This is a genomic window from Erwinia sp. E602 (genome assembly GCF_018141005.1).
GTDB lineage: Bacteria > Pseudomonadota > Gammaproteobacteria > Enterobacterales > Enterobacteriaceae > Erwinia.
In genome coordinates, this window is record NZ_CP046582.1 from 2,346,993 (window position 1) to 2,371,821 (window position 24,829).

General features: G+C 57.4%; 27 protein-coding genes and 2 pseudogenes. 16 read left to right on the forward strand and 13 right to left on the reverse strand.

Annotated elements, in window-relative coordinates:
* Positions 1–317 precede the first annotated feature (317 nt).
* A complete protein-coding gene (locus GKQ23_RS12080; protein ID WP_212411380.1) occupies positions 318–800 on the forward strand; it encodes a GNAT family N-acetyltransferase in 483 nt (160 codons plus the stop codon).
* A gap of 575 nt (positions 801–1,375) precedes the next feature.
* On the opposite strand, the gene GKQ23_RS12085 is transcribed toward GKQ23_RS12080, so the two are convergent.
* Positions 1,376–1,915, reverse strand: coding sequence for a GrpB family protein (locus tag GKQ23_RS12085; RefSeq protein ID WP_212411382.1), 540 nt, complete (start codon positions 1,913–1,915; stop codon positions 1,376–1,378).
* Positions 1,916–1,953: 38 nt separating this feature from the next.
* Positions 1,954–2,709 carry a DeoR/GlpR family DNA-binding transcription regulator gene (locus GKQ23_RS12090; RefSeq protein WP_101505688.1) on the reverse strand — a complete coding sequence of 252 codons (756 nt, stop codon included), beginning with the start codon at positions 2,707–2,709 and terminating at the stop codon, positions 1,954–1,956.
* An 86-nt stretch (positions 2,710–2,795) separates the two neighbouring features.
* Between GKQ23_RS12090 and GKQ23_RS12095 the strand changes: the two genes are divergently transcribed.
* Positions 2,796–3,380, forward strand: coding sequence for an NUDIX domain-containing protein (locus GKQ23_RS12095; RefSeq protein WP_056237935.1), 585 nt, complete (start codon positions 2,796–2,798; stop codon positions 3,378–3,380).
* Positions 3,381–3,445: 65 nt separating this feature from the next.
* Here GKQ23_RS12095 and GKQ23_RS12100 read toward each other — a convergent pair whose 3' ends face one another.
* The 3 genes from GKQ23_RS12100 to GKQ23_RS12110 all read right to left on the reverse strand — a co-directional run bounded on the left by GKQ23_RS12100 (position 3,446) and on the right by GKQ23_RS12110 (position 5,781).
* Complete coding sequence (locus tag GKQ23_RS12100; RefSeq protein WP_212411384.1) at positions 3,446–4,423, reverse strand: GlxA family transcriptional regulator; 978 nt, start codon at positions 4,421–4,423, stop codon at positions 3,446–3,448.
* A 100-nt stretch (positions 4,424–4,523) separates the two neighbouring features.
* Entirely contained in the window at positions 4,524–5,300 is a 777-nt protein-coding gene (locus GKQ23_RS12105; protein WP_056237947.1) for an MBL fold metallo-hydrolase, read from the reverse strand.
* Between the two features lie 235 nt (positions 5,301–5,535).
* Positions 5,536–5,781: a YmjA family protein gene (locus GKQ23_RS12110; RefSeq protein ID WP_212411386.1), complete on the reverse strand. Its 246-nt coding sequence runs from the start codon at positions 5,779–5,781 to the stop codon at positions 5,536–5,538.
* A gap of 321 nt (positions 5,782–6,102) precedes the next feature.
* Between GKQ23_RS12110 and GKQ23_RS12115 the strand changes: the two genes are divergently transcribed.
* Together GKQ23_RS12115 and GKQ23_RS12120 are read left to right on the forward strand one after the other, a co-directional pair.
* Positions 6,103–6,513: a GFA family protein gene (locus GKQ23_RS12115; RefSeq protein WP_212411388.1), complete on the forward strand. Its 411-nt coding sequence runs from the start codon at positions 6,103–6,105 to the stop codon at positions 6,511–6,513.
* Between the two features lie 258 nt (positions 6,514–6,771).
* Entirely contained in the window at positions 6,772–7,107 is a 336-nt protein-coding gene (locus tag GKQ23_RS12120) for a gamma-glutamylcyclotransferase family protein (RefSeq protein WP_056237957.1), read from the forward strand.
* A gap of 11 nt (positions 7,108–7,118) precedes the next feature.
* Here GKQ23_RS12120 and GKQ23_RS12125 read toward each other — a convergent pair whose 3' ends face one another.
* Together GKQ23_RS12125 and GKQ23_RS12130 are read right to left on the reverse strand one after the other, a co-directional pair.
* Positions 7,119–8,141: a hypothetical protein gene (locus GKQ23_RS12125; protein ID WP_212411390.1), complete on the reverse strand. Its 1,023-nt coding sequence runs from the start codon at positions 8,139–8,141 to the stop codon at positions 7,119–7,121.
* A 1-nt stretch (position 8,142) separates the two neighbouring features.
* A complete protein-coding gene (locus GKQ23_RS12130) occupies positions 8,143–8,796 on the reverse strand; it encodes a hypothetical protein (protein WP_056237963.1) in 654 nt (217 codons plus the stop codon).
* A gap of 240 nt (positions 8,797–9,036) precedes the next feature.
* On the opposite strand from GKQ23_RS12130, the pseudogene GKQ23_RS12135 reads away from it, so the two are divergent.
* A pseudogene (locus GKQ23_RS12135) lies at positions 9,037–9,164 on the forward strand (NUDIX domain-containing protein); the annotation flags it as partial.
* A 209-nt stretch (positions 9,165–9,373) separates the two neighbouring features.
* Here the strand turns inward: GKQ23_RS12135 and GKQ23_RS12140 are convergent.
* The 3 genes from GKQ23_RS12140 to GKQ23_RS12150 all read right to left on the reverse strand — a co-directional run bounded on the left by GKQ23_RS12140 (position 9,374) and on the right by GKQ23_RS12150 (position 11,214).
* Positions 9,374–9,898, reverse strand: coding sequence for a GNAT family N-acetyltransferase (locus GKQ23_RS12140; protein ID WP_212411392.1), 525 nt, complete (start codon positions 9,896–9,898; stop codon positions 9,374–9,376).
* A gap of 108 nt (positions 9,899–10,006) precedes the next feature.
* On the reverse strand, positions 10,007–10,387 hold the full coding sequence (locus GKQ23_RS12145) for a DUF4354 family protein (RefSeq protein WP_212411394.1): 381 nt from the start codon (positions 10,385–10,387) through the stop codon (positions 10,007–10,009).
* A 215-nt stretch (positions 10,388–10,602) separates the two neighbouring features.
* Positions 10,603–11,214 (reverse strand): GNAT family N-acetyltransferase, encoded by a 612-nt coding sequence (locus GKQ23_RS12150; RefSeq protein WP_212411396.1) that lies wholly within the window; start codon positions 11,212–11,214, stop codon positions 10,603–10,605.
* Positions 11,215–11,486: 272 nt separating this feature from the next.
* Here GKQ23_RS12150 and GKQ23_RS12155 point away from each other — a divergent pair, with 272 nt between their 5' ends.
* Positions 11,487–12,122 carry a carbonic anhydrase gene (locus GKQ23_RS12155; protein WP_056237973.1) on the forward strand — a complete coding sequence of 212 codons (636 nt, stop codon included), beginning with the start codon at positions 11,487–11,489 and terminating at the stop codon, positions 12,120–12,122.
* 195 nt (positions 12,123–12,317) lie between these two features.
* Here GKQ23_RS12155 and GKQ23_RS12160 read toward each other — a convergent pair whose 3' ends face one another.
* Positions 12,318–13,280, reverse strand: a complete 963-nt coding sequence (locus GKQ23_RS12160) for a LysR family transcriptional regulator (protein ID WP_056237976.1) — start codon at positions 13,278–13,280, stop codon at positions 12,318–12,320.
* 643 nt (positions 13,281–13,923) lie between these two features.
* Here GKQ23_RS12160 and GKQ23_RS12165 point away from each other — a divergent pair.
* The 8 genes from GKQ23_RS12165 to GKQ23_RS12200 all read left to right on the forward strand — a co-directional run bounded on the left by GKQ23_RS12165 (position 13,924) and on the right by GKQ23_RS12200 (position 19,016).
* Entirely contained in the window at positions 13,924–15,102 is a 1,179-nt protein-coding gene (locus GKQ23_RS12165) for a Gfo/Idh/MocA family protein (RefSeq protein WP_212411398.1), read from the forward strand.
* 9 nt (positions 15,103–15,111) lie between these two features.
* A complete protein-coding gene (locus tag GKQ23_RS12170) occupies positions 15,112–16,053 on the forward strand; it encodes a sugar phosphate isomerase/epimerase (protein ID WP_101505692.1) in 942 nt (313 codons plus the stop codon).
* A gap of 184 nt (positions 16,054–16,237) precedes the next feature.
* A complete protein-coding gene (locus GKQ23_RS12175) occupies positions 16,238–16,672 on the forward strand; it encodes a 6,7-dimethyl-8-ribityllumazine synthase (protein ID WP_056237983.1) in 435 nt (144 codons plus the stop codon).
* 376 nt (positions 16,673–17,048) lie between these two features.
* Complete coding sequence (locus GKQ23_RS12180) at positions 17,049–17,360, forward strand: hypothetical protein (protein WP_056237985.1); 312 nt, start codon at positions 17,049–17,051, stop codon at positions 17,358–17,360.
* 252 nt (positions 17,361–17,612) lie between these two features.
* Positions 17,613–17,855 carry a regulatory protein YcgZ gene (gene ycgZ, locus GKQ23_RS12185; protein WP_212411768.1) on the forward strand — a complete coding sequence of 81 codons (243 nt, stop codon included), beginning with the start codon at positions 17,613–17,615 and terminating at the stop codon, positions 17,853–17,855.
* A gap of 40 nt (positions 17,856–17,895) precedes the next feature.
* On the forward strand, positions 17,896–18,186 hold the full coding sequence (locus tag GKQ23_RS12190) for a hypothetical protein (RefSeq protein ID WP_056237988.1): 291 nt from the start codon (positions 17,896–17,898) through the stop codon (positions 18,184–18,186).
* An 88-nt stretch (positions 18,187–18,274) separates the two neighbouring features.
* Positions 18,275–18,529, forward strand: coding sequence for a biofilm development regulator YmgB/AriR family protein (locus GKQ23_RS12195; RefSeq protein ID WP_212411400.1), 255 nt, complete (start codon positions 18,275–18,277; stop codon positions 18,527–18,529).
* A 178-nt stretch (positions 18,530–18,707) separates the two neighbouring features.
* Complete coding sequence (locus GKQ23_RS12200) at positions 18,708–19,016, forward strand: hypothetical protein (protein WP_056237991.1); 309 nt, start codon at positions 18,708–18,710, stop codon at positions 19,014–19,016.
* Positions 19,017–19,210: 194 nt separating this feature from the next.
* Here the strand turns inward: GKQ23_RS12200 and GKQ23_RS24185 are convergent, their stop codons facing one another.
* Positions 19,211–20,461: a hypothetical protein gene (locus GKQ23_RS24185; protein WP_371820193.1), complete on the reverse strand. Its 1,251-nt coding sequence runs from the start codon at positions 20,459–20,461 to the stop codon at positions 19,211–19,213.
* A 212-nt stretch (positions 20,462–20,673) separates the two neighbouring features.
* On the opposite strand from GKQ23_RS24185, the gene mqo reads away from it, so the two are divergent.
* Complete coding sequence (mqo, locus tag GKQ23_RS12210) at positions 20,674–22,329, forward strand: malate dehydrogenase (quinone) (protein ID WP_212411402.1); 1,656 nt, start codon at positions 20,674–20,676, stop codon at positions 22,327–22,329.
* Between the two features lie 416 nt (positions 22,330–22,745).
* On the opposite strand, the pseudogene GKQ23_RS12215 reads toward mqo, so the two are convergent.
* A pseudogene (locus GKQ23_RS12215) lies at positions 22,746–22,961 on the reverse strand (VF530 family DNA-binding protein); the annotation flags it as partial.
* Positions 22,962–23,149: 188 nt separating this feature from the next.
* Here GKQ23_RS12215 and GKQ23_RS12220 point away from each other — a divergent pair.
* Positions 23,150–24,829: an SrfA family protein gene (locus GKQ23_RS12220; RefSeq protein ID WP_212411404.1), complete on the forward strand. Its 1,680-nt coding sequence runs from the start codon at positions 23,150–23,152 to the stop codon at positions 24,827–24,829.

A 24,829-nucleotide genomic window follows, 5' to 3' on the forward strand; every position in this document is an offset into this window, starting at 1 on the left:
CCTCACTTTATGAGTCGATTAAAATCTTATTTTACTCATAAAACGAGTCGATTATAAGAGTTAATTGACTCACCGAGTGAGGATTGCGCGGTCGGGCAGGGATCCATAATCACGTTGTGGGGTAAGAACGTGATTAATCCCGATCGGGATAGTGCTGAATGCGTTATCGTAGAGGCCGGCGAGCGGGTTAAGACAATTTCTGCGACCAGATTTTGCCTGCGCTGTGTGAAATCTGCAGTATCATTACCCTGATGTTTTTGCAGATTTCACGTAGCGCGATCAGCAGGAGTGTATTGTTTATAATCATGAGGTTACAGATGAATTGCAATGAAATCGTACTCAGGCCTTACCTGCCAGAGGACCTGGAGCAGATTATCACTCTTTACCAGGCATCGGTCAGGCAGCTGGCCGCCGGTGATTACACTCCTGGCCAGATTGCGGCCTGGTCGACCTGCGACCGCGAACGCTGGCAGCGAATGATGAGCAGCGGGCAGATCCTGTTGGCGATTATCGGTGAGAGAATTGCCGGATTCAGCCGTACTGAGCCAGACGGGTATCTCGATTTGCTGTTTACCCATCCGGATTTTCCGCGCCGCGGCGTGGCAACGCGGCTGGCCGATCGCCTCGAAAGCGATCTGAGGCAGCAAGGTATTAAACAGGTCACCACGCACGGCAGCATTACCGCGCAGCCGTTTTATCTTGGCCGCGGTTATCAGGTGCTGGAACAGCAGCAGGTGGAAGTGAGAGGAGAAACCTTTGTGAACTACCGGATGAGTAAGGCGTTGAGTGAGGAGGGTTGAACCACCGCAAACGCCAGACGTTGAATCCGGAAGGTAGGCGCTGGTGCTGATGACTGACAGAAGCCGGCACGGCGCCGGAATATCTGATGTTCATCGCCTGGCCGTTTAGGCAGGTCAGGTTTCATAAGAGCACTACAGCATAATAACAGAGCACTACAGCATAATAACGACGATCTGGCTGGGGAAAGGCAGGTCAGGGCTGAGCCTGAATGGGTATCGCCAGGTTGATACTCAATTTAACATAATATACATTATGCGTACTAGAAATGTAGTAGCCAAATTCAGATGTCCGTCTCTGACCAAATAGACATGTCCGCGCTACAGTCTCACCACAGCGATCGCTGCTTTCAAAGGATGAGACTCATGACGGCATACGGAACGGAGTTTTTCTCGATGAACGATGTGAACCGACTCAGGATCCTTCAGGACGTGATTGACCGGCGTCTGTATTGTTAGCTCCCATCAGTTAATGTCCCAGCATGGTACATGTACGTGATCAAGTACAACTAATATTCCCTGCCCGGCACAATCAGCACATCCAACCTGGCGGCCAGATCGAGCAGATGGTCGTAAGGTCAGTCACCGCTGTCCAGTACCGCCTTACGTGCCTTAACCAGCATGGCCGCTTCTTTAAGGTGGTTTTCAATAAACTCCGCCTTCAGCATACTATATTGATGGCAGTTATTACGGTTTGCTAAGGCTATCGCGCGTTTAATCCCGGCATAGCGATTGGCTACCTGACTGTTTGCAATGAGATAATCACGGAACGCCAGATGTTTAAGGATTTGCAGATCGCCCATTATGAAGGCATGGACATGGTGACTACGCCGCTCGCCACCTTTAGTGAAATATCTGCGATCGCAGATCCCATTTTCACCTCGCACAGCGTATCCAATGTGCTCCATTGCCGCGTTATGTTTATCGAGTTCACTTAGGCTGGCCACTTCCAGCAGTATATCGATGACGGGTTTTGCTGCCAGGCCTGGCACTGCCGTACTACCAATGTGATGAACATGCAAAATGATAGCGCCAAGCGTTTCCTGCAACAGCTTGCTTTCGGCCTCAAATAAATCAGGCCATTGCGGATCGTAGTCGGAAATGATGATCTTTCGCATGTTTCGCTCCATTTTCCCTGTCAGGAGGTTTGAGTCCCCTACGCTTTCACTACCGTAACGCCCTTCTCTTCTATGCTGCTGATCCACTGCTCATCCACTCCGTCATCCACCACCACGGTGTCGATCAGCCCGAGGCCGCCGATCACAAACGGCGAGGCGGTGTTGATCTTCTCCGGGGAGAGCAGCACCACGGTTTCCGCCGCTCTGCCGGAAAATGCACGTTTGATGCACGATTCTTCGTAATCACCGGTGGTTAAGCCCGCTTCGGGATGAATACCGGTGACGCCCATAAAGAAAATATCGGCATGAATCGCGTTGATCCCTTCAATAGCGGTGCTTCCCACGGTGACGATTGAGTGCTTGTAGAGCCGTCCTCCAATCAGAATCACCTCAATCAGTGGATGGTCGATCAGCCCCAGCGCGATGCTCGGGCTGTGCGTGACCACGGTAATCTGCAGGTCGTGCGGCAGATAGCCGATCAGCTCTGAGGTGGTGGTGCCGCCGTCAATAATCACCACCTGCCCGGCGGAAATCAGCTGCGCCCCTCGCAATGCCACCCTCTTTTTTGCACTGGTTTTTAATGACTTACGTTCCGTAAAGGTGGCAACCGCCGTCGACGAGGGCAAAGCACCACCGTGAACGCGTTGCAGGTGCCCTTCTGCTGCCAGCTCGCGCAAGTCCCGGCGGATGGTGTCCTCTGAGACGGCAAAGCGGGCGCTCAGATCTTTCGACAGTACCTGCCCATCGGCCGCCAATTGTTCAAGTATATGTTGTTTGCGTTGACTGGTGAGCATAAATCATTCCTGATGTTGCACGATTTTTCTTGAGCATGCACGATAATGCTGTTTATTATGGTTACTCTACGGTCAGAGGCCTTATCATGCAATCAAAACGTGCAGAAATACGGATCGTCGACAGCAGGATCCTGTCTGACGACTGGTATTCACTTAAAAAATATACCTTTGAACTTCAGCGGCGCAGCGGCGAGTGGCAGCGCCAGAATCGCGAAGTTTACGACCGCGGCAACGGGGCGACGGTGCTGCTTTACAACCGCGAGCGGAAAACGGTGATCCTGACCCGCCAGTTTCGTTTTCCGGTGTTTATCAACGGTCACGATGGCTATCTGATTGAGACCGCAGCGGGCCTGCTCGACAATATGGACCCCGAAAGCCGCATTAAGGCGGAAGCCGAGGAAGAGACCGGATACCGCGTTTCACAGGTGCAGAAGGTGTTCGAAGCCTTTATGAGCCCGGGCTCGGTAACGGAAAAGCTCTACTTCTATATCGCTGAATATGCGGCTGCCGATCGGGCAACGGCGGGCGGCGGCATTGAAGCCGAGGGCGAAGATATCGAAGTGCTGGAGTTGACCCTCGTCGAGGCGCTGGCCGCCGTCGACAGCGGTCAGATCGTTGATGGTAAAACCATTATGTTGCTTTATCACCTGGCCCTGAAGGGCATTTTATGAGGTTCCAATAACCCTGAGCGACCAGCAGCCCGCTGACTCAAGCGGTACGGCGGCAGTCGTCCCTATCAGGCTGATGCGCACGACATCCGGTGGCCGGGCCCGCGAAAGGTACGGCGCCACTCGCTGGGGCTGACATTAAAATGTGCTTTAAAACTCTGCCTGAACGATACGGGCGACTGATAGCCTGCCAGTAAGGCGATCCGTTCAATGCTGTGATCGGTGGTTTCCAGCAGCTCCTGGCTCCGCTGCAGGCGCTCGGCACTGAGCCACTCCCCAATCGTCATACCGGTGGCTTTGCTGAAGTGCCGGGTCAGCGTACGTCGGCTCATGCCGACGGCAGCGGCCAGCGAGTCAATATCGTGCCGTTTTTCCAGGCTGCGCCGCAGTAACGCGATCAGTTCGTTGATCTGCGCGTCACGGGTGGTTTCCGGTATCACCCGCTCGATAAACTGAGCCTGACCGCCTTCGCGATAAGGCGGGACGACCATTCTGCGGGCGACGCGGTTAGCCAGCGCTGCGCCATATTTTTCACGCACGATATGCAGGCAGCAGTCGATCCCTGCCGCCGTTCCGGCCGAGGTAATCAGGCGTTCGTCACGGGTATAGAGCGCGTTGCTGTCCAGACGGATATGCGGGAAACGTCCGGCAAAATCGCGCTCATACTCCCAGTGCGTGGAGGCTCGGCGGTTGTTCAGCAGCCCGGCATAGGCAAGGACGTACGCCCCCAGGCATAATCCGGCCACTTCCGCACCACGCTGCCAGGCCGTACGCAGTGCCGCAAGCAGCTCCGGTGAGGGTTCAGTGGCAGGATGTTCCCAGAACGGTACGATAATAATGTCCGCCGTGTTAAGCAGCTCAAGCCCGTGCGCCACGTTAAGCGACATGCCGATGTCCGATTCCACCCGCCCTGGCTGCTCAGCACAGATATCCACCCGAAACAGGCCAGGCTCCGGCATAGCCTTATCAAAGACCATTGACGGCACCGAAAAATGAAACGGGCTGAACCCGTGAGTGGCAATCACTACAACCCGCAGAGCGGACATCGTTCAGATCCTTATACTGTTGTAAACTGCGGGCTGCCACGCTGGCGACATCGCCTGGCAACCGGATGCCATTGCCCTGCGCCTGAGGGTATCAGGTCTTTCAGAAGATCAGCGTTTCACCGTCTTCCGGCACCAGCACTCGATCGGCAACGCCCTGTTCAGCCGCATAGTGCCGAAGTTCAGCTCGGGTCAGCAGGCAGTGGTTAACTGCTTCCATATGTGAGGCCACGACGATGGCGGCAGGCAGTACCTTCAGCGTGCGTACCGCGTCCTGCTTGCCCATGATAATCGCACCGATCCCGTCCACATGGGCAAAGCCGATATTCAGCACCACCACATCAGGCTGATGGCGATGCAGACTCTCCGCGTAAGCGGGAACCCAGACGGTATCACCGGCGACGTAGAGCGTTTTTTCCTCCGGGTGTGAAAACACCAGCCCGCAGGCGTCACCCAGCCGTTCGGCCACCTCGGGGATAGCGTAGGCGTCATCGCTGCCGTGCTGGCCGTCCGTTTTATCGATCGTTATTCCGGCAATCCTGGTTATATCGGACAGCGCACTTACCGCGGTAAACCCCTGTGCGCGAAGCAGCGCGGCATCATGGTCATTCTGGGTATAGATCGGCCGGTCTTTGGGGATCTGTTGCTGCGCCGCTTCGTCCCAGTGATCCTGATGAGTATGGGTGATAATAATCGCATCCACATCCAGCAGCTCTGCCACGGATACCGGTAACGGCACCATCGGGTTACGCAGGTGGCTACGGGCCGTGCCGGGGAAACCGGGCCAGGCCTCTTTATCTGACAGCATAGGATCGATAAGAAAGCGGCTGCCGGCATAATCCAGCTTCAGTGTTGCGTTACGAATTTGGGTCAGTTTCATGGTGCACTCCATCGGTAAAGGCACGGCGGACGGCCTTAAGGTTGAGTGCAGAGTATAAAAAAGCTGCCGAACGGCCGTGAGTGGCCCGCAGGTCATTGTTCGATGGAATAAGGTCAGGTGGATCTGACCGACACACGGTGCCACAGGGTTGAGGCATTACCGCTTGTGGTCCTGCTGAATACCCTGCCCACCAGCGCTGCCGGCACACGTCGTACCGGCAGAGCCTCAGCCGGCGTTACTCATTGCCCCACTGATTGAGGAAGTTAGCGATATCGTCGATACGCTGCTCTGCGATACCCGTTTCAACGGCCATATCCTGCTGCGCCTGTTCATCGATCTCTTCGTTGTTGGTCAAACGTTCGATTAGCAGCTGGAAATAGCGCGCCAGCGGATCGCGTTCGGCATCGGCCACCGGGTGTGCGGTTTCCGTCGCGTACTCATCCACGATGTCATAATATTTCAGCGGTATTGCATTGGTCATAAAAAGCTCTCAAAGTTAACGTTTCGATCCCTCGCTGGCCTGAATGGTCCACCAGCAGTACAGCGCTGATTGTAGCCGACCAGGCCCCCTTTCGGCATCAGAGATTAACGGCTTTATCAGTCATGCGACCGGCGACTATTAACGGGGCTGAGCCGAACGGTCCAGGCGATCGCTACTTACGCTTTTCGATGTTAACAATGGCCTGCCCTGATTTCAAAGATAGCTAAATTAGGGCCAGGATATGAGCCCTGTGCAGGCGGGTTGTCATGCCGCTGTCACCGCCGGATGATACGCTCTCTGTCATAAAATTCAGGAGGATTAATGACCAGTCTGCTTGCGGCCCGCTGCCACTGCGGAGCCATCAGCTTTAACGTTGAACTGATTGACGGATTTAACGGCGTGCGCCGCTGTAACTGCTCGTTCTGCCGCATGCGCGGCGCGGTGGTGGTCCCTGCCCGCCTGCCCGAACTTGAGACGCTGAAGGAGAACCCACAGCTTAGCGAATACCGTTTTAACACCCGGATGGTGGCGCACTACTTTTGTAAGGTCTGCGGGATCTACACCTTCCACCAGCGGCGATCGAATCCTCAGCAGTATGCGGTAAACGTGGCCTGCATTGAGGGGATCTCACCGTTTGATTTTGCGGTGGTTGACGTCGCCGACGGCATAAACCATCCGCAGGACGGCGGTAAGGGTGATATAGCGGGCCGGCTGCACTACGTTGCTAAATAGCCTGTCATCATCATGACTGATAGCCCCCTTTACCCGGCTTCCGCTGGCGTCGTGCTTCCGGCGGATGGCTCCGGGGCAGGCATCCGATCTGAAATGTTTCCCGCGTCCTTTCTCCAGGCTATTCTGTGGCAGACTCAGGTCTTATCATTGACGGTGGCAAAAGACCGCTGACGGCAGGCAGGTTGCGCCGGTGAGTTGTGGCTGCCTGGCTTTTTTACGCGTAAAAATGACCAACATCAGAAAGTCGATCGGAAAAAAATGAAAAAACTGTTTGTCTACGGGACGTTATGTCCGGGGCGTTCGAATGCCCATATTCTGGAAAATATCGGCGGCGAGTGGCTGCCGGGCTATGTCACCGGCACCTTCTATGAGAATGGCTGGGGGGCGGCCGCAGGTTTTCCCGGCATCGTACTGGATAATCAGGGGCCGCGCGTTGAAGGCTATCTGTTCCTGTCTGAACATCTTGAACCGCACTGGCCGATGCTGGATGAGTTTGAAGATGGCTACGATCGGGTGGAGGTCAGGGTGACCACCGCTGGCGGCGGGCAGGAGGTGGCGTGGATCTATCAGCTGCAGCCGCGAGAAATGGCTTAGCGGGGTAGCGCTTACAGTAGCTGGCTCAGCCACTCCGCCGCCGTAGCATTAAAATCATGGCGGGTTAGCAGATGCTGTACCAGCACAGCGGTCAGCAGCGTAATAAAAAAGCTGATAAAGGTGCCGATCATAATGTATTCCGAGCGGTGGCTGTCGTTATCGTCTTTAAGATCGTTAAAACGGAATGCCGTTTTGATCGCCATCACCGCCGCAATCGCGGGGTATTGCCCGAGAATAAAGAACAGAAAAATCATTACTCTTTCAATGTAGCCGATCCATTTACCGGCCTGATTGGAGGGGAAGTTCTGCGCGACGTTGGTCTGCGGCGGGTTTTTCAGCAGTGAGTCGGCCACCCGCTGCTGATTCTGCTGCGACTCCTGCAGCAGCACATCAACCTGCTGTTCGCTGAGCGAGCCTGGCTGCGCCAGTAACGCCGTCATCCGGCTTTTTATCGCGCCGTAGAACACTTCAGCCAGGTGACTTTGCGTCAGGCGGATCTCCCCGATGCGCGTTTCGCTCATCGCCAGTTCAAGAAACTCACTGACCAGCTGAGAAGCTGGGCGCAGCAGCCATAATATGGCCACCAGCAGTAAAAGCGCATCGGCAATCAGCGTGGCGTCTGACTGAGGGGCCGGGGGCAGCGGCACCAGCAGCTGCGGTTGCAGGAAGCCATATGTCACCCACAGTAGCACGCCAGTCTGTAGCAGCTGGCCGCTCACCGTTGCCCGCAGACGCTGTACCGGTGAAGATTGCGGCATCAGACCGAAAAGCAGTTTTATTGCGAGACTGCTACATACCACTGTCGCGATGGCCTGCACAAAATCGGGATAGTATGCGGCCATCACCACCCCGCTGTTGCGCGACCAGCCCTGAAATGCCAGCCACAGCAGCAGGATAAGCGTCAGCGCACAGACACACAGGTTTCGTAGACCGCTGCGGGATAAAAGAGGTCGTTGTTTCATTACCCCGCAGCCGGGTAAATAGCTACTGGCCAGCAGATGCACGAGGAACAGCCAGATGATCAGGTACTGCATCTTAACTCTCCATTCTGATATGTTCGCCGATGGTCAGCAGCGCAGCGATAATGTTTTCGCAGCCGCTGCGTGTCACCAGTTTATGCACGTTCTGACGACTGCTGCCCATTGCGGCCGCCAGCGCTGTGGTATCTACCTTCATCTCCGCCATGGCCCGCTGCAGCACCTCTGCCTGCGGGCGCGAAAGCATGGTCAGCAGCGGGTCCAACAGCGCGATCAGCGCGCGCAGTGGCGCGTCCAGCGCTGGCCGATCCGAACCAAATACCATCATATTTTTTTTGTCGAGGGTTTCCAGATTACGTCCGGAAACGATATGCGCCTGTTCAAAAGCGCTCTCTTTGAACGATGAATAGCGATTGCGGGTAAAGATGGTCAGCGACATGCGCGCATCATAGCGCACGCCGTCCTGCTCTTCCGGTAGCGCCATCAGGCTGGCCCGCAGCCAGGCCGCCAGTTCCGGCAGCGTAGAGGGATCGTTAAGGGTTATTTGAAAAGCGTCGCCGCGGAACAGCTCCATCTCCGCCACGTCAAAACGCGGATGGCTGACAATGGTCTGCTCCAGCTGCTGCATCACCCTCTGATAAATTATTCCCCGCGTCAGCCCCGCCGTTGAACGAAACAGGTCGCCGGTAATCACGCCGATCAGCTTACTCATCTAATATCCCATCCAGGTCAACCCTTGCTGTCAGATACCGTTTTTGTAAACCATAATGGTTTACAATGTCGATTGTCAATCATTTTGGTTGCATTATATGAGAATGCTGTGGGCATTTTAACCCCAGCAGGACTCAATGAGCTGTCGAGCTTTGCAACCATTTTGATTGATAATTGAGTTTATCAACCATAATGATTGCACGAGCAACAATGTAGTGTTCTTAACAGCGGAAGGCTGCTGATGATCGATGCTGACGGTCGTGTGCTGCTGTTCCGCTTTAGCCATCATAATGATGCACTTGCCGGGCAACGCCAGGCGGTGGCGTGGAGAACGGTGAAACTTTTACGCAGGCAGCCGTGCGCGGTTTGCTTTGAGTTATACACAATAAATATTAAACTGTATAAATATACAGTATCGCTATTAAACCGCATTTATTCCCGTCTGCAGCAAGATATTGATCGTGAAACGTACCATAACCAGCCCTTTCAACCTCCAGTCGGCGCGCAACCGTTAAGCAGAATTACAGAGATCGGCGGTTAAGCAACGTGGGTCAACACATAAGCCGCGTTGGCGTTGATCAGACCAGTGCTTTACTCAGAATCACGCTGCGGTAGTTGGTATGCGACCACTGCACGTGTTCGGTAAAGCGATAGCCGAGCCGGGTGTACCAGTTGACCAGGTGCGTGGCCGGTTCGGCGGTATCCAGCGCCAGCTCGGTGGCACCGCTGAGCCGCGCCTGCGCCTCGGCTGCCTGCAGCAGTTGCCGCCCTAACCCCTGCGCCTGCAGGGTCGGGTCGACGGCAAACTGAGCGATTGAGGCCACTTCCGGGCGATCGTACCAGCCGCAGCCGTGGGTCTGTTGTGGATTGCGAAACAGGATGGTGCCGCGCAGACGGGGTTCCTCGCTGGCGATCAGGCACAGCCCCTGCGCCACGCGTTCGGCGGTGACCGCCACGCTCTGGTTTACGGCCATATAGTTCAGCCCCAGATTCGCGAGCTGCCGATAGGCGCTATGCAGCAGCGTGGTCAGTTCCTGCAATGAGTCCGCTGCGCTGAGCGGACGAATAATGAGTGGCGGTATCTGGTGCGTAATGACCGACATGCGGTGAATTCCCTGTCTGAGCCGTTAGAGATCGGCAGGGACTTTACCCCGCACAGGCACAGTCGGCCAATACGTTTTACTGATAAACATCACCACAACGGTCGGCCGTTAAGGACAGTCGTGAAAAACCTTGACCATCGCGGCCTGATAAACGTCCCGCTTGCCCGAGGAAAATACGACCACGCCGCTGACCGTACTCCCTTTTTTCAGCCAGCCTTTCGTCAGCAAATCATCCACCGTATCGACACCGAAGCTTTGCGTGTCTGACGCATAGGCTCTCAGACAGAGGGTCGCAAGATCGATATCCTGATCAGTCGGATTGGCGATAGACACGTCAAAGGTTTTGGTAAACGCACTCTTACTCCCCGCCCACATGGACCCCTCTGACTTTGACTGCGCGTACACCAGCAGATTTGCAGGCGCGTTAGCGACTGCTGCGCCACAGGCAGCAGAAAACAACATGGTGCAGGCGATAAATAAGCTCTTCATATTAATTTCCTTGTGCAATTGATTACGGACTTTCCACCCAAAAACAGCACGGTGGTCCGTTTAGTAAGTTAATCGCACAGTGATAAACGCAGGCACAATTATAAAGACGCATTGGGGGAATAAAGAGCGGTCCGACGCGCAGGAAACGGGGTAAAGAGCGTGCAGGCAGGAGCAAAACGCTCCCCACCCTCAACAGCAGCGGGGGACGTTCCTGTTCAGTCACGAATCAGCGGCACATGGGGCGCGGCGTCAGCAGGCAGGTGGCCGCTCAGGCGCGGGTCAGCTTTCACCTCAACCTGAAACGCATAAGGGGTAAATCCGGAGCGAATGTAAAAATTCAGCGCTGCCGGGTGGTCAAAGCTGCAGGTGTGCACCCAGAAGCGGTTGATCGGGTTTGACCACGCGCGGGTTATCGCCTGGTTCATTACCCAACGCCCCAGACCTTTGCCGGTTGCCGCGCCGGTCAGGCCAAGGAACGACAGTTCGCACTGGTGCGGCTGGCTGAAATCCAGCTCAAGCATGCCAGTGTCCTCAGCGCCGTCACGCACCACGTAAATTTCCACGCTGTCGTTGCGGAGGATCTCCGCCAGTTTCTCGTCGGACATCAGCAGCCGCGAAAACCACAGCCAGTCGCTGCCGACCTTGCGAAAAAGTTGACGGTAGGCCTGCAGATCGCAGCCGCTGAAGCGTACGAGGCTGATGCCGGCAGGCTGTGGTACGGCCTTCAGTTGCGGTTTAGTGTGCATTTCCAGACAGGTCACCACGGTGGCAACGTGCCCGGCGGGAACATCAGAATAACCGGCTGGCAGAGGTGTGTTCTCAGACATCTGTAAAATCTCCCTGGATTCAGTGGCAAGAGAGTACCCGCTGGCGAACCGGATGGGAACGGCGTGGGTCATAAGAAAAAATGATATCGCCCCCCGCTGAGCCGCTCAGCCCCCTGCAGCTTCGCCGCTGCCCGTTCACCAACCTGTGAGAATTTTTTTCAGATAACGCCGTAGCAATTTTGCAGACCGGTTATGTTTTCCGGTGCTACACTGTCAAACTGTGATCGTTGTCATGTCGTCATTATAAACACTGAGAAAACAGAGATATCACTATGCAACACATTGTCGAAGGTTTCCTGAACTTTCAGAAAGAGATTTTTCCGCACCAGAAAGAGCTGTTCCGCAGCCTTGCCTCCAGCCAGAATCCCAAAGCGTTGTTTATCTCCTGCTCAGACAGCCGTCTGGTGCCCGAACTGGTCACCCAGCAGGATCCGGGACAGCTTTTTGTCATTCGTAATGCCGGCAATATCGTGCCCTCTTTCGGCCCCGAGCCGGGCGGCGTCTCTGCCACCATCGAGTATGCGGTCGTGGCGCTGGGCGTGACCGATATCGTGATTTGCGGCCACTCTAACTGCGGCGCAATGAAGGCGATTGCCACCTGTCAGTGTCTGGATCCGATGCCGGCGGTGGCCCACTGGCTGCACTATGCCGACGCGGCCAGGGCCGTGGTGGAGAAAAAAGAGTACGCCACGGAAGAAGAGAAAGTGAATGCGATGGTGCAGGAGAACGTCATCGCCCAGCTGAACAATATCAAAACCCACCCGTCGGTGGCGGTTGGCCTGCGCGATAAGGCGATCCGCCTGCACGGCTGGGTCTATGATATCGAAACCGGCGTGATCCGCGCGCTGGAAAAAGACACCAAAGAGTTTGTCACGCTGTCTGAAAACCCGGGCGTATTCTTCGAATAAGCCCAACGGGCAGGGACGCCCGCAAATTTTGCATCCCCCTCCCTATTTTCCCGCGACAGCTCCCAGTGTTCAAATACCGGCCTGACCCCCTGCTCTTCATCGCGTTTTCCCAGCGCGCTGACAAATGCATCGTGCCGTTCGGCCGCCAGCCGTAAGCGCTGTTAAATATCGGTGTTCTGCGGGTGGTTCTGCGCGCTAACCGTCCTGATGCAGCATCCGCATTACCCGCGGGTGATCGCTGGCCGGTAAGCGCTGAAAAGCAGGCAACAGTTGCTCTGCCGCCTCGGCCAGCGCGGCGATCAGACGGTCGGCCGCTGGCGACAGCTGGCGCCCCTGCGGGGTGATCACGCCAAAGAAATAGGGGATCTCTTCCTGCAATTCGCGAATGGCGACGCCCTGCAGCGGCATGCCCCACGCGGTTACCGGCTCGAGGATCGCCACCCCCAGCCCGGCGCGTACACAGGAGAGAATATTGGCCGAGGAGTTGGTTTCGATCGTTTCGTGCGCCGGAACCCTGAGTTTTTTCAGCACTTTCTCGAAACGTCCGCGCAGGCGCAACGGGTTCCACGGCGCAATCAACCGCCGGCCGGCAAGGCTGGCCAGCGCGATCCGGGGCTGTGCGGCCAGCTCGTCGTCTGCGGGCAGCGCCACCACGCAGCGCGCATGGCCGATCCAGTGCAGTTCCACCGCGTGATGCTCCAGCGGCAGGCTGCACAGGCCAACGTCTGCCTGGCCACTGATCACCGCGTGGGTGGTCTGCTCCGCGGCTTCGCTGATGATCTGCACTTTATTCTCCAGCCCCATTCGCGCCAGCGCCAGCGGCAACAGGCCCGCCGCCAGCGCAGGGGTGGCGGCCACCGCCAGCGGCCTGACCATCTGGTGGCCAATCTCCTGCGCCCGCAGGCGGATCTGCTCCAGCGACTGCAGCGCCTTTTGCACGTACTGATGCAGCTGCAGCGCCTGTTCCGTCGGATGAATGCGCGGGCCGTTACGGATAAACAGCGGATAGCCGAGCACCGTTTCCAGTTCCTGGATCAGCCTTGATACGGCCGGCTGCGAACGATTTAACGCCCGCGCCGCCGCCGTGACGCTGCCGGTCTGGATCACCGTGGTGAACGCTTCCAGCTGCTTTAAATCAATATCGTTGAGGGCATTCATCGTTAATGTCAGATCTCTTACGGGCTGGGTAACCCAACCCTCAAAATTTGCAGGTCAGTTCAGGCACATAATAGTCAGCCTGGGCTGAATAAGCTATTGATTAGCCGCTTAATGGCATCATTGCGCGATTAGGTGACACCGTCACGTAAAGATTCATTGCGCGGTGTTTAAAAGTACCTGCCATCCCCACGAGGCAGGGCAACTTAACTCGCCCTGCCCGGCGTTCTCATCACATCATGCCAGCGGGCACCGCGCACACTCAGAACAGCCCTGTCGGACCAGAGCAGGAAGTAAGCGTTTGTCTTCCCCGGCGCAGAATCTATGCAGCAGGTAGCATCATTCGAATCTGGCGCCGTCGCGAAGCGAATATAAAAAAATACAATTATTTTTCATTACCTTCCGTTAACTTTTGCTATGAAAATCTGTTTCATCTCTCCTGCTGGCGCTAAATTTGCACCCGGGTGCTTTATGTTGATTTTTTGTGATCGCGCTACTGAAATCTGCATAAAGTCGATTGACGAAAATTGTGCCGTGTTGAAAAGTGCAGCTCATGACAGGCAGCGCCACAACGCTCAACCCGGTCTGAATTACGTCTTGTTGCCAACACTTTTGCACCCGGGTGCAAAGAATTAAGGAGTCACACATGCTTAACGGTGAAAGAAAAATCCCTCGCCCCCTGCGCTGGGCGATGATCGGTGGCGGTCGTCTGAGCCAGGTCGGCTATAAACATCGCAGCGGTGCCCTGCGCGATAACACCGCTTACCAGCTGGTCGCCTGCGCGTTCGATATTGACGCCGCTCGCGGCCGCGATTTTGGCATTAATCTGGGCGTGGCGGCCGATCGCTGCTACGACACCTACCAGCAGCTGCTGGCGGAGGAAGCCAGACGGGAAGACGGCATTGAGGTGGTGACCATCGCCACGCCAAACGGCACCCACTATGAGATCGCTAAAGCCGCTCTGAACGCCGGCATTCACGTAATTTGTGAAAAGCCGCTGTTCTTCACCACCGCGGAAGCCAGGGAAATCAAAGCGCTGGCCGCAGAGAAAAATCTGATCGTTGGCGTCACCTACGGCTTCTCCGGGCATCCGCTGCTGATGCAGATGCGCGCGATGATTGCCAACGGTGATATCGGTGAAGTGCGCATGGTCGAGCTGCAGTACACCCACGGCTTCAGCGCCAACGACAGCGCCGATAAGTTCAGCGAAGCGCAGAAGTGGCGCGTTGACCCGAAAATCGCCGGGCCAACCTTTGTGCTGGGGGATATCTCTACCCACACCTTCTATATCTCGCAGCTGGTGCTGCCGGCCCTCAGGATTAAGTCGCTGCTGTGCGATCGCCAGAGCTTTATCCCTTCCCGCGCGCCGCTGGAAGACAACGCCATGGTGCTGATGCACTACGAGAACGGCGCCGTCGGCCGTATGTGGGCGTCCTCTATTAACGCCGGTTCTATGGACAGCCAGTTTATTCGCGTGATCGGCTCCCAGGCCAGCCTGGAGTGGAGCGACTACAACCCGGGCGAGCTGAAGTATGAGGTGCAGGGCCAGCCGAGCCAGATGATGCACCACGGTATGCCGTACCTGCACGAAAGCGCACTGGCCGACGAACGTTTAGGGGCGCTGCACACCGAAGGCCTTGCCGAATCCTGGGCGAATATCTACCTGAAATTTGCCATTGCCATCAGCGCCACCCAGCGCGGCGACCAGCAGACGCTGGATGCGCTGATCTACCCGGATATCGATGCCGGGCTGGAAGGAGTGCGCTGGATTGAAAACTGTGTACGTTCTGCCGACAACGGCGCCACCTGGGTTAACTACGAGTAAGGCCTGACCATGAAATTATCATTCTGTACCGACAGCCTGGGCCACCTGCCCTTTGAAGCGATGCTGGATAAACTGCTGGAGCTGGGCGTTAACGGCGTTGAAATGACCACCGGTGGCTGGTCTTCAGCACCGCACCTGCGCACCGACGAACTGCTGGCCAGCGCGCAAAAGCGCCAGCAGCTGCGGCAGGCGCTGGAGAGCCGCGGCATGGCCATCGCCGCGCTGAACGTCTCCGGTAACCCGCTTGACCCGGGTGAGCTGGGCCAGCGCCACAAAAGCGACACCGAAAAAGCGCTGCAGCTGGCCGGTGAGCTGGGGGTGAAGAAGATCGTGATGATGAGCGGCCTGCCGCCGGCCAGCCCGCACGACACCATCCCGAACTGGATCACCTATACCGTCAGCTGGCCGCCAACGCTGAAAAACTGCCTGGACTATCAGTGGAACGAAGTGGCGATCCCTTACTGGCAGGGGCTGGTGCAGCGTGCGAAGGAGAACGGCGTGGAAAAATTCGCGCTGGAGAACTTCAGCTCGATGCTGGTGTGGAACCCGGAAACCCTGTTCCGTCTGCGCGACGCGGTGGGCCCGACCGTCGGACTGAACCTCGATCCGAGCCACCTGCTGTGGATGGGCGCTGACCCGATCGCCGCCGCCCGCGCCCTTGGCCCGGCCATCCACCACGTGCACGGTAAAGACGTGCGCCTGGAGCGCGGCCTGGTCGGTATTAACGGCCTGCTGGAGACCAAACCGGTGGAAGACGTCGCCAACCGTGCCTGGAACTACGTCGCGGTCGGCTGCGGCCAGGATCTGCAGTGGTGGAAGGAGTTCTTCTCCGTGGTGCGCATGATGGGCTATAACGACTGGGTCTCGCTGGAGATGGAAGACCTGACCATGTCGGTTGAGGCCGGTGTTACCTCCTCTATCGCCGCCCTGCAACAGACCATCAGTCAGTAACTGCCAGAATGCCGCACCGGATTAACAGATGGTGCGGCGAGTAGCGCAACCATTAACTCAACATGGACATATTACGAAATAGGATGTAAAAAGGAGGCACTTTTTCTTTTAATTATAATGCCTGGTGAAAACCCGATCCGCTGCTTCGCCCGGCGGGGTTCACCGCCCTTTTCTGGAGTCATTCATGTCCGCGTTAAGAGTCGCCTTTATTAAAGCTAACTGGCACAGTGAAATTGTTTCTCAGGCGCTGGCTGGTTTTCAGCAGGAGCTGGATAGCAGCAACACCCCGTATGAACTGAAAACCTGGGATGTTCCGGGCGCGTTTGAGATGCCCCTGCTGGCACAGCGTCTGGCCCAGAGCGGCAACTTTGATGCGATCGTCTGCGCCGCGCTGGTGGTTGACGGCGGCATTTACCGCCATGATTTTGTTGCCCAGGCGGTAGTGACCGGTCTGATGCAGGCCCAGCTGGCGACTAACGTACCGGTTTTCTCCGTTTCACTGACCCCGCATAACTTCCAGCCGTCGGCTGAATTTATCGATTTCTATACCGAGCATTTTGTGAAAAAAGGCAAAGAAGCGGCGCGCGCCGTGGCTCAGATTCACGCCATTGCAATCTGATTCTCGCCCGTTGTTCAGGCACGCTGCGGCGTGCCTGAACCCTTACGCTGCCCCCGTTTTGCCCGTAACCCGCTGAACGATTAGCCTTCCGTAAGCAGTACCGCTTTGCCACAGATGACAACAGGATGTCAGCAAATCCGATAGCGATCACAAAATACGATAAAGTTTACAAAAAGACCGTTTCGGAACGGTCCTTTTAGTGAGACAAAAGTCTTATACAATCAAGTTGTTACCGATTACATTGCTTGATTGATAGCCCAGGGCTATGATTAGCCCAATAACATCCAGGTAAATTGTTCGTTTGATTATAAGCGCCGTTGCTAAAATTATCGGGTAAGTCAGATGAACGTGTTGAAGCCATTGTGGAGGAGTTAATTTGTATTTTTCTGATGAAGAGACAGGTAACGTCGTCGTCGGCGAGGCCGCCATTCACCTCATCTTCAACTCGGAAGAAGTGACCCTTCGATCGCTTATCGACACCCTGCGGGAGATGGCGGAAAGTGAAGCCGACGATCTGCGCGTTATGCAGATTTATAAAGCCCGAAAATGGCTGATGGGCTTACGCGAGCCCGCCACCAGCCTGAGCCTGCCGCATGGCATGAAAACGCCGCGCAGCGCTTTACCTGCCGAGCCACCGCTGCCTGCCAGCGCCACTATGTTGAGTTTTGCTGGCGCGACGCGACGATAAAACGTCTGCTTCCCTGACCGGGTCGCATCTGATAAGCCGCCGGGTCACGGAAGACCGCACCCCCACTGTATAATGCGCACAGCGTTGCTGGCGCCCTCTCATTGTGCCGATTTAACTTATTGATTTTATGCAATAAGCACTTTTTGATCAATCAACCGCTCAGTAATCCCACAAAATCCTGTACCATTAAGACATTATTGTATAACTTTATCCCGACAGGCTGGGAAATCCCTTACGATTGAGGACGTAATGATGCGCCAGAGTGGCCATGAATCCGAAAATGCTGAAAACCACTCGCATTTTATCAGCTCCCCCTCACTACCTTCGCAACAGGAGACGATGGGGAAAATTGTGGTAGAAATTCTGCGTTCCGGTGACCCCCTGAACCGCAAATCCCTGTGCGCCCGGCTACTGGGGCATCTGGAAGCGGCGAGCAGTCAGGAACAGGAACGTCATTACCATCAACTGATTGAACTGCTTTTTGGTCGGACGTAAGGGACAGCACACAGAGACGTAGTGATACAGAGACGTAGTGATGAAGCACAGTGATGATGACAAAATGATCGATATCCTGATCGGTGAAGCGGTTCTCTCGTTGTTACATGAGAACGGCCCGATCAGCAGCGCGGCGCTGGTGGCGCGGCTGGAGCTGATGTCAGAGAATGAAGATGCCGCACAGGTTTCTTTGCTCCATCGGGCGATTGTTGAAGTGCGTGAAGGCATCTCCACCGCGCGCAACCGCAACCACGCCGAACCCAGCGCCAGTGATTCTCACCGGCACGTTTCCAGCATTAAAAACGTGCCGCAGGGCAGCAAAAAACATTAGTTGTACGCTTTATTCCGGCGACGGGCAGGATCGCCCCGCCGTACCGGTTTCGATCGCTAAACAGCACGCCTACCCATAAGAGAAGAAAATGCAGCAAGTCTACTCAGAACTCTCTGTTCTTAATTTTTTTCGTAACGCCGGTGAGTCGCTTGCTCAGGAAACCGCCCTGCTGGGTTTAGTCATCAAGAAAATCGTTGCTGCCAGCAGCGAAGTCAGTAACAAGACGGTGATTATTCAGCTGATCGCTGAACTGGATCAGAGTATCGATGAGGCTTACAACGAGGTGATCCGCAATACGCTGGAACTGGTGGTCAGCTATACCCCGGATGACCCCAGCGTTTAACCGGCGTCTGGCAAACGCCAGCTTGTCACTGAAATAGTAATCTGTCCATTTACACCTGCCCCGTGCCCGGTCGCTACATCGGGCCACTTTTCCCATTGCTCATCCTCCTATAGTGCCCTGCGGGCCACCGCCGTGGCCTGTACTCGCGGAAATGTTCCGTTCGATCCAGGAGAGAGCCATGTCAGTGAATGTGATCCCATCCGGCCTGTTTATCTATCGCTATCAGGATCGGCAGATCGAGGTCAGCCCCGAACAGATGCACCACGCCAGTCCGGTGGTCTGCCCCGGTCAGTCCGCTGGCGCGGAGAACGAAACCTGGCTGTTTACTTTCTCTGCAGAGCTGGCCGACGGCAGCGAGGCCGTCTGGCAGGTTTACGTTGAGGTCGGCCCCGAGTATCCCTACGCCGTACGCTGCAGCGGCGCGCGGCTGGTGAACGGGGCCGTGGTGAAACTGGAGGATTTTAACTTTAGCTGCGGCCACGAATAGCACAATGGCCAGGTTCGCTCAACGAGCTCGCCAGGCCACTTTTTTCAGCATGATTTACGGCGTTCAGTGCCAACGCATTCCTCAGCGTTACAGAAGCTTACCCCGCCTGACTCAGCGTTACCGATCGCACTCGCCGGCCAGGGTTGCCAACGCTTTGCTGATAACCCGTTCGGTTCTGCTCCGCTGTAGACAGTCTAACGGTGTTTCTGCAGCGCAAAAGTCGGCTTGTTGCGGGTAACCGAATAGGTCACGCTCACCGGTTTGCCCGGCGTGGTGGTGACGTCCACCGAATCGATGGTTACACGACCATAGCCAAACAGCGTCTTAACGTAGCCACCCACTTTATGCTTGCCGGCGGGCATAAACAGCTGGCGTTTTTCACCTTTACCCAGGGTTCCGGCATCGGTCCCGTCGATGGTCAGCGTCAGCTTTGAGCCGTCATCGGCTTTGGTGACGACATGGGTAATACTTATCTGGGTCGGGCCGCTGCTGAACGGCGGCGCGTTCGGATCGGCTTCTGGCTTAACGTTTGCCGTACTGCTGGCCGGTGCCGAGGCGATATCGTTGCCGGCGATAACCTTCGGTGCCGAAGCGATCTCGCTGCCGGCAAGCACTTTTGCCGATGAATCCGCCGCCGGGGCTGATGCTGCGTCGATTGCGGCAGATGGCGTGCTCACGGAGCCGGCGGTCTCCGGGGTGGCCTGGCTGGCCGTTGCCGCCGGGGCGGCGACGGTGTCAGTCCCGGACTGAGTGGCCGCCGTGGTAGCAGACGGCACCGTCTGCCCTGCGGCGTTAGCCGTTATGGCCGTTCCTGCTGAACCTGCTTCGTTAGCCGCTGTGGCCGCAGCTGTTGTCGCTGCGGGCTGGCTGACGCTACTGGCAGCGAGTGCCGTCGTTCCAGCGGCAGGCGTGGCGGTCGCCGCTGCTGCGGTCTCACCGCCGGTCGCTGGCGTTACGGATTCGGTACCCGGTGCGGCGATCGGACGCGACATCGATCCGACGGCGGCCTGCCCGGCTGCTGCGCCGCTGCTGCCGCTGGCCTGAGTAGCGGTATCACCAGCCGCTGCCGTACCTGCCGGTGTTGCTGCCCCGGCGGCCTGCTCTGTGGTCACGCTGCTGCCGCTGGCCGCATTAACGGCCTGTGTGCCGGAGGTTTCGTCCGGCTGGATGGCCACCCAGCCCGTCGACGGTTGCTGTGTACCGCCGGCGGGTGAGGATGCCCCACCCTCCACCGGCGTTACGGTGCCGCTGGCGGAAGTGTCCACCGGCTGAGCACCGCTAACCGCAGCGGTTTGCGCTGCGGGCGTAGTGTTTTCAGCCGACGCCGGGCTGGAGGCCTGAACGGGGGCCGGTGCCTGCGACAGGGTAGTCAGGCTGCTGATGCTGGTGCAGCCGCTCAGCACGCAGGCGGCGGAAATAAGGGTCAGAGCAGAACGACAGGACATGATGACGCAACTTCCTTAGCTAAAAATTTAACAGCGTATGATAACGCGCCCGGGACAACGACAACAGCATGACAGCGTTCGGTTTACTCTGATTTACGCCGCTTTTAGCGCAGCGGACGCCTTTCAGCCGGGCTGTTCTGCTGGCAACCTAAAACAAAGTGCGTTAAAATATTTTTTCATTTTTTAAAAAAGTATTGATGCGTGTTATAAAAATGTCGAATTCTCCTAAATTTATTCCCCTGCTTTCTCTCTCAGCGCTGCTGGTCTGCTCCAGCCTGCATGCTGAAACGCCAGCCACCCCTAAGACCGACGTTCTGCTGATTGGCGGCGGTATCATGAGCGCCTCACTGGGCACCTGGTTACAGGAACTGCAGCCGGGCTGGAAACAGCTGATGGTTGAGAAGCTGGACGGCGTGGCGCTGGAATCCTCTAACGGCTGGAACAATGCCGGTACGGGCCACTCGGCCAATATGGAGCTGAACTATACGCCGCAGCGCGCCGATGGCAGCATCGACGTGACTAAAGCGCTGGAGATCAACGAACAGTTTATGATCTCGCGCCAGTTCTGGACCGCACAGGTCAAGCGCGGCATCCTTAACAACCCGCATTCGTTCATCAACTCCACGCCGCACATGAGCTTCGTCTGGGGCGACCAGAACGTCAGCTACCTGACCAAGCGCTACGAAGCGCTGCAGCAGACCACCCTGTTCCAGGGCATGAAGTTCTCTACCGATCAGAACCAGATCAAACAGTGGGCTCCGCTGGTGATTGAAGGTCGCGATCCGCAGCAGAAAGTGGCGGCCACCTGGACGCCGGCCGGTACCGACGTTAACTACGGCGAGATCACCCGCCAGCTGATCGGCAGCCTGAAGAAAGACACCAACTTCACGCTGGAAACCTCGGCCGAAGTGACCGACTTCAAGCGCAACGACGATAACTCCTGGCATGTGACCATCACCGACGTGAAAAGCGGTAAAGAGCACGCGGTGGACGCGAAATACGTGTTTATCGGTGCCGGCGGCGGCGCGCTGAAGCTGCTGCAGAAAACCGGTATTCCTGAAGGTGAAAACTACGCCGGCTTCCCGGTGGGTGGCTCCTTCCTGGTGACCGAGAACCCGGAGCTGACCAGACAGCACCTGGAGAAAGTCTACGGTCAGGCGTCGGTTGGCGCACCGCCAATGTCGGTACCGCACCTGGACGCCCGTTTCCTGGACGGTAAGCGCGTGGTGCTGTTTGGACCTTTCGCCACCTTCTCCACCAAGTTCCTGAAAAACGGCTCGCTGTTTGACCTGCTGAGCACCACCACCACCAGTAACGTTATGCCGATGACCCACGTGGGCATGGACAACTTCGATCTGGTGAAATACCTGATTGGTCAGGTGATGCTGAGCGATGACGACCGCTTTGAGGCGCTGAAGGAGTACTTCCCGAACGCGCGTAAAGAGGACTGGAAACTGATTCAGGCCGGTCAGCGCGTGCAGATCATCAAGAAGGACGCGGAGAAAGGCGGCGTGCTGAAACTCGGTACCGAAATCGTGACCGATCGGCAGAAAACCGTAGCGGCCCTGCTGGGTGCCTCCCCGGGCGCATCCACCGCGGCACCGATCACCCTGAACGTGATGAAGAAGCTGTTCCCTGAGCAGTTCAACTCACCAGAGTGGCAGAGCAAGATCCGTGGCATCATCCCAAGCTACGGTCAGGAGCTGAACGGCAACGCTGGCCTGACCCAGCAGGTGTGGAACGATACGGCTGCGACCCTGCAGCTGGTCACCCCACCGGTGATTGATATGAACCACGCGGCTCCGGCTGCTGATGCTGCCCCGCAGCAGAAGCGCGCCGACAGCCCGCAGCACGATATGGCACTGTAACAGCGTCAGGCGCCTCCGCGTAAAGCGGGGGCGCCAGTTCTCTCTCCTGCCTTCCCCGGAAAAATCCTCCTCCTTCCGCCCTGAATTCTCATCTTCCCTTACCACACTTCCTTTACGTGGGCGCGGTCCAGTAGCGCTGCCGGGTATTATTCTTTCCGCCATTTACTCCACGGGTCTTCAGCAGGAGGCAGGGGGCTTTTTTTCACCGCGACTTCGTCCGCGGGCGTGCTGTCACCTTGCGCAGCAGGATCGCCAGGCGAAGTAGGATGCTGTTGCGCAGCAGAACCGGCTGGCGGGGTAATATCAGGCCGATCGGCACGTTTCGCCGGATCAACGCCGCGCGCCGGACGGCAGGCAGGCGGCGAAGCCTGCTCTGCGGGATGAGCAACCGAAGGTCTGGCATGGCGCTGCAGTGCGTCCTGTAAGGCCAGGTATAACGCCTCAACTTCCGCGCGTGCCCACGGGGTACGCCGCAAAAATTTCAGGCTGGATTTGATGCTGGGGTCGCTTTTAAAGCAGTTAATGTTGACCCGCTGCGCCAGTTCAGCCCAGCCGTAACGCGCAACCAGCGCATTCAGCAGGGCCTCGAGCGTAATGCCATGCAGGGGATCTTTTGAGCCAGGATTCGTCATTTCATTCCGGTCAGTTAGCGTGTGGGACGCACACCATACTGAGCGCCTCTGGCTTATGCAACGACCTATGCCGCAAGTACTCGGCAGTTTCACCGCTTATTTACGCATTTGATTTAAGTCGCTCCGGCTAAAGTAGGCTGATTACACGTGGTTTTTTCTAACGAACTCTGACTATAAGGCCTTATTGCGTGGCAAAAATCTTCTTACGCAGCGGCAGCCTGGATGCGCTGCTGGCCCTCGGTGAAAATGGCCAGCCGCTGTGGCTTTCTGCCTTACAGCTGCGGGAAACGCTGCGCCTGCGCCAGCAGCCGCAGATTGCCGACTGTCTGGCGATCCCCCAGCCTAACGACGCCGGCGATCGCCTCGACTGGTATTCACCGGTCAGCGGCAAAGTCACCTCCTGGGCCGCCGCCAGCAACGGCGCGCGGGCGGCGGCGCTGACCCAGCTGCGCGCCTGCCAGCAGGTGATGCTCCAGCTCAGCGAACAGGCCTGTGCCTCGGCGAAACCAAGCCAGCGGCTGTTTGGCGCGCTGCTGAGTAAGGCGCTGCAGTTCCCCGATGAGTTTCACGTCTACCTGGTCGACGGCAGGCCGGTGATCACCTTCTGGGGGTTTGTCAGCCTGGAAAAGCGCGCGCACAAAGACGCGCTGGACTGCCTGCAGCTGGCGGAAGAGGACGAAATGCCAGCGCTGGGGCTGTCACGCCTTGCGGCCCCTGCCGCGCTGGCCGCTTCGGCCGCACCTGTCGCCCCTGCGGCGGTGGCCGCTGCGACGCCAGCAATCCCCCCTGCTCCCTCTGCCCCCCCGGCCAGCCTGTCTGAACCGCTGGTGATGCCCGCTATTCCACCGCTGCAGATCGTCGATGAGCCGGAAGAGGCGGTAAATACCGTTACAGAATCCGCACCGACGGCAGCGACCAGCCCGGCGGCGAGCCGCTCGCGCGGCGGTATGCGCTATATCTGGGCGCTGCCGGTGGTGGCGATGCTGGTCGCCATCGGCGTGCAGTGGCTGCCACCGATGGGCGACGCTGAGCCGCAGGCTTCGGCCCCGGCGGCGCAACCTGCCGCGATGCCGACGGATTCGGCTTCGGCTTCGGCTTCGGCACAGCCTGCTGCGGCGTCTGTCCCTGTTTCAACCGTTGCTCAGACCGCGAAGCCAGCTGCAGCTGTTACAGCTTCTGCACCAGAGACTACCCCGTCCACAGCCGCGACGGCGGCTAACGCCAGCCCCGCACCGGCCACCTCTGCGGCTCAGCCCGCAGCATCGGCATCCGTCGGTCAGCCGGCAGCGCCAGTGGCCGGACAGGCTTCTGCCGGCACGGCACAGAGCACCGCAACCGCCCTTTCTCCGGCCACAGCCGCAATGACTCAGGGCGCTACCGCCACAACCGGTGGCACGCTGCCGCTGGCCCCGGCCACCCACGCCGCACCGGCGATCGCGCCGGAACCAGAGCCGGAAGCCGATCTGCCGCCGCCGGATAAAGATGACCTGGTGCTGCCGGCGGAGGCGGTCAGACTCGGCTCGCCGAAGTTCCTTAACGGCAACTGGCGGGTGATCGTGCAGCAGGCTGCGCCGCTGACCGGCCGCCCGCCACAGCTGAAATACCAGCTGCGCAACGGCACGGGCACCGCGCGCATCACCCAGGGCGACGGCGTAACCTGCCGCGCCGACGTTGAGGCGGCGGTGATGCCGTCCGGCAACCTGGTGATTAAAAGCCGCAACACCGCCCGCTGCAGCGACGGTACGCGCTATCGTATGCCGGAACTGCTGTGCCGCCAGGGCCTGACCGGTGCCGCCCAGTGTAACGGCAGCTATAACGACAGTAACAATACGGTGCTGCCAATGACCATGAAACGTGAGACCCGATAA

Bases quoted from the DNA above. Each gene is read 5' to 3' on its own strand.
- GKQ23_RS12080 (WP_212411380.1), top strand. From the start codon at position 318: ATGAATTGCAATGAAATCGTACTCAGGCCTTACCTGCCAGAGGACCTG.
- GKQ23_RS12085 (WP_212411382.1), bottom strand. From the start codon at position 1,915: ATGCGAAAGATCATCATTTCCGACTACGATCCGCAATGGCCTGATTTA.
- GKQ23_RS12090 (WP_101505688.1), bottom strand. From the start codon at position 2,709: ATGCTCACCAGTCAACGCAAACAACATATACTTGAACAATTGGCGGCC.
- GKQ23_RS12095 (WP_056237935.1), top strand. From the start codon at position 2,796: ATGCAATCAAAACGTGCAGAAATACGGATCGTCGACAGCAGGATCCTG.
- GKQ23_RS12100 (WP_212411384.1), bottom strand. From the start codon at position 4,423: ATGTCCGCTCTGCGGGTTGTAGTGATTGCCACTCACGGGTTCAGCCCG.
- GKQ23_RS12105 (WP_056237947.1), bottom strand. From the start codon at position 5,300: ATGAAACTGACCCAAATTCGTAACGCAACACTGAAGCTGGATTATGCC.
- GKQ23_RS12110 (WP_212411386.1), bottom strand. From the start codon at position 5,781: ATGACCAATGCAATACCGCTGAAATATTATGACATCGTGGATGAGTAC.
- GKQ23_RS12115 (WP_212411388.1), top strand. From the start codon at position 6,103: ATGACCAGTCTGCTTGCGGCCCGCTGCCACTGCGGAGCCATCAGCTTT.
- GKQ23_RS12120 (WP_056237957.1), top strand. From the start codon at position 6,772: ATGAAAAAACTGTTTGTCTACGGGACGTTATGTCCGGGGCGTTCGAAT.
- GKQ23_RS12125 (WP_212411390.1), bottom strand. From the start codon at position 8,141: ATGCAGTACCTGATCATCTGGCTGTTCCTCGTGCATCTGCTGGCCAGT.
- GKQ23_RS12130 (WP_056237963.1), bottom strand. From the start codon at position 8,796: ATGAGTAAGCTGATCGGCGTGATTACCGGCGACCTGTTTCGTTCAACG.
- GKQ23_RS12140 (WP_212411392.1), bottom strand. From the start codon at position 9,898: ATGTCGGTCATTACGCACCAGATACCGCCACTCATTATTCGTCCGCTC.
- GKQ23_RS12145 (WP_212411394.1), bottom strand. From the start codon at position 10,387: ATGAAGAGCTTATTTATCGCCTGCACCATGTTGTTTTCTGCTGCCTGT.
- GKQ23_RS12150 (WP_212411396.1), bottom strand. From the start codon at position 11,214: ATGTCTGAGAACACACCTCTGCCAGCCGGTTATTCTGATGTTCCCGCC.
- GKQ23_RS12155 (WP_056237973.1), top strand. From the start codon at position 11,487: ATGCAACACATTGTCGAAGGTTTCCTGAACTTTCAGAAAGAGATTTTT.
- GKQ23_RS12160 (WP_056237976.1), bottom strand. From the start codon at position 13,280: ATGAATGCCCTCAACGATATTGATTTAAAGCAGCTGGAAGCGTTCACC.
- GKQ23_RS12165 (WP_212411398.1), top strand. From the start codon at position 13,924: ATGCTTAACGGTGAAAGAAAAATCCCTCGCCCCCTGCGCTGGGCGATG.
- GKQ23_RS12170 (WP_101505692.1), top strand. From the start codon at position 15,112: ATGAAATTATCATTCTGTACCGACAGCCTGGGCCACCTGCCCTTTGAA.
- GKQ23_RS12175 (WP_056237983.1), top strand. From the start codon at position 16,238: ATGTCCGCGTTAAGAGTCGCCTTTATTAAAGCTAACTGGCACAGTGAA.
- ycgZ (WP_212411768.1), top strand. From the start codon at position 17,613: ATGCGCCAGAGTGGCCATGAATCCGAAAATGCTGAAAACCACTCGCAT.
- GKQ23_RS12190 (WP_056237988.1), top strand. From the start codon at position 17,896: ATGAAGCACAGTGATGATGACAAAATGATCGATATCCTGATCGGTGAA.
- GKQ23_RS12195 (WP_212411400.1), top strand. From the start codon at position 18,275: ATGCAGCAAGTCTACTCAGAACTCTCTGTTCTTAATTTTTTTCGTAAC.
- GKQ23_RS12200 (WP_056237991.1), top strand. From the start codon at position 18,708: ATGTCAGTGAATGTGATCCCATCCGGCCTGTTTATCTATCGCTATCAG.
- GKQ23_RS24185 (WP_371820193.1), bottom strand. From the start codon at position 20,461: ATGTCCTGTCGTTCTGCTCTGACCCTTATTTCCGCCGCCTGCGTGCTG.
- mqo (WP_212411402.1), top strand. From the start codon at position 20,674: ATGTCGAATTCTCCTAAATTTATTCCCCTGCTTTCTCTCTCAGCGCTG.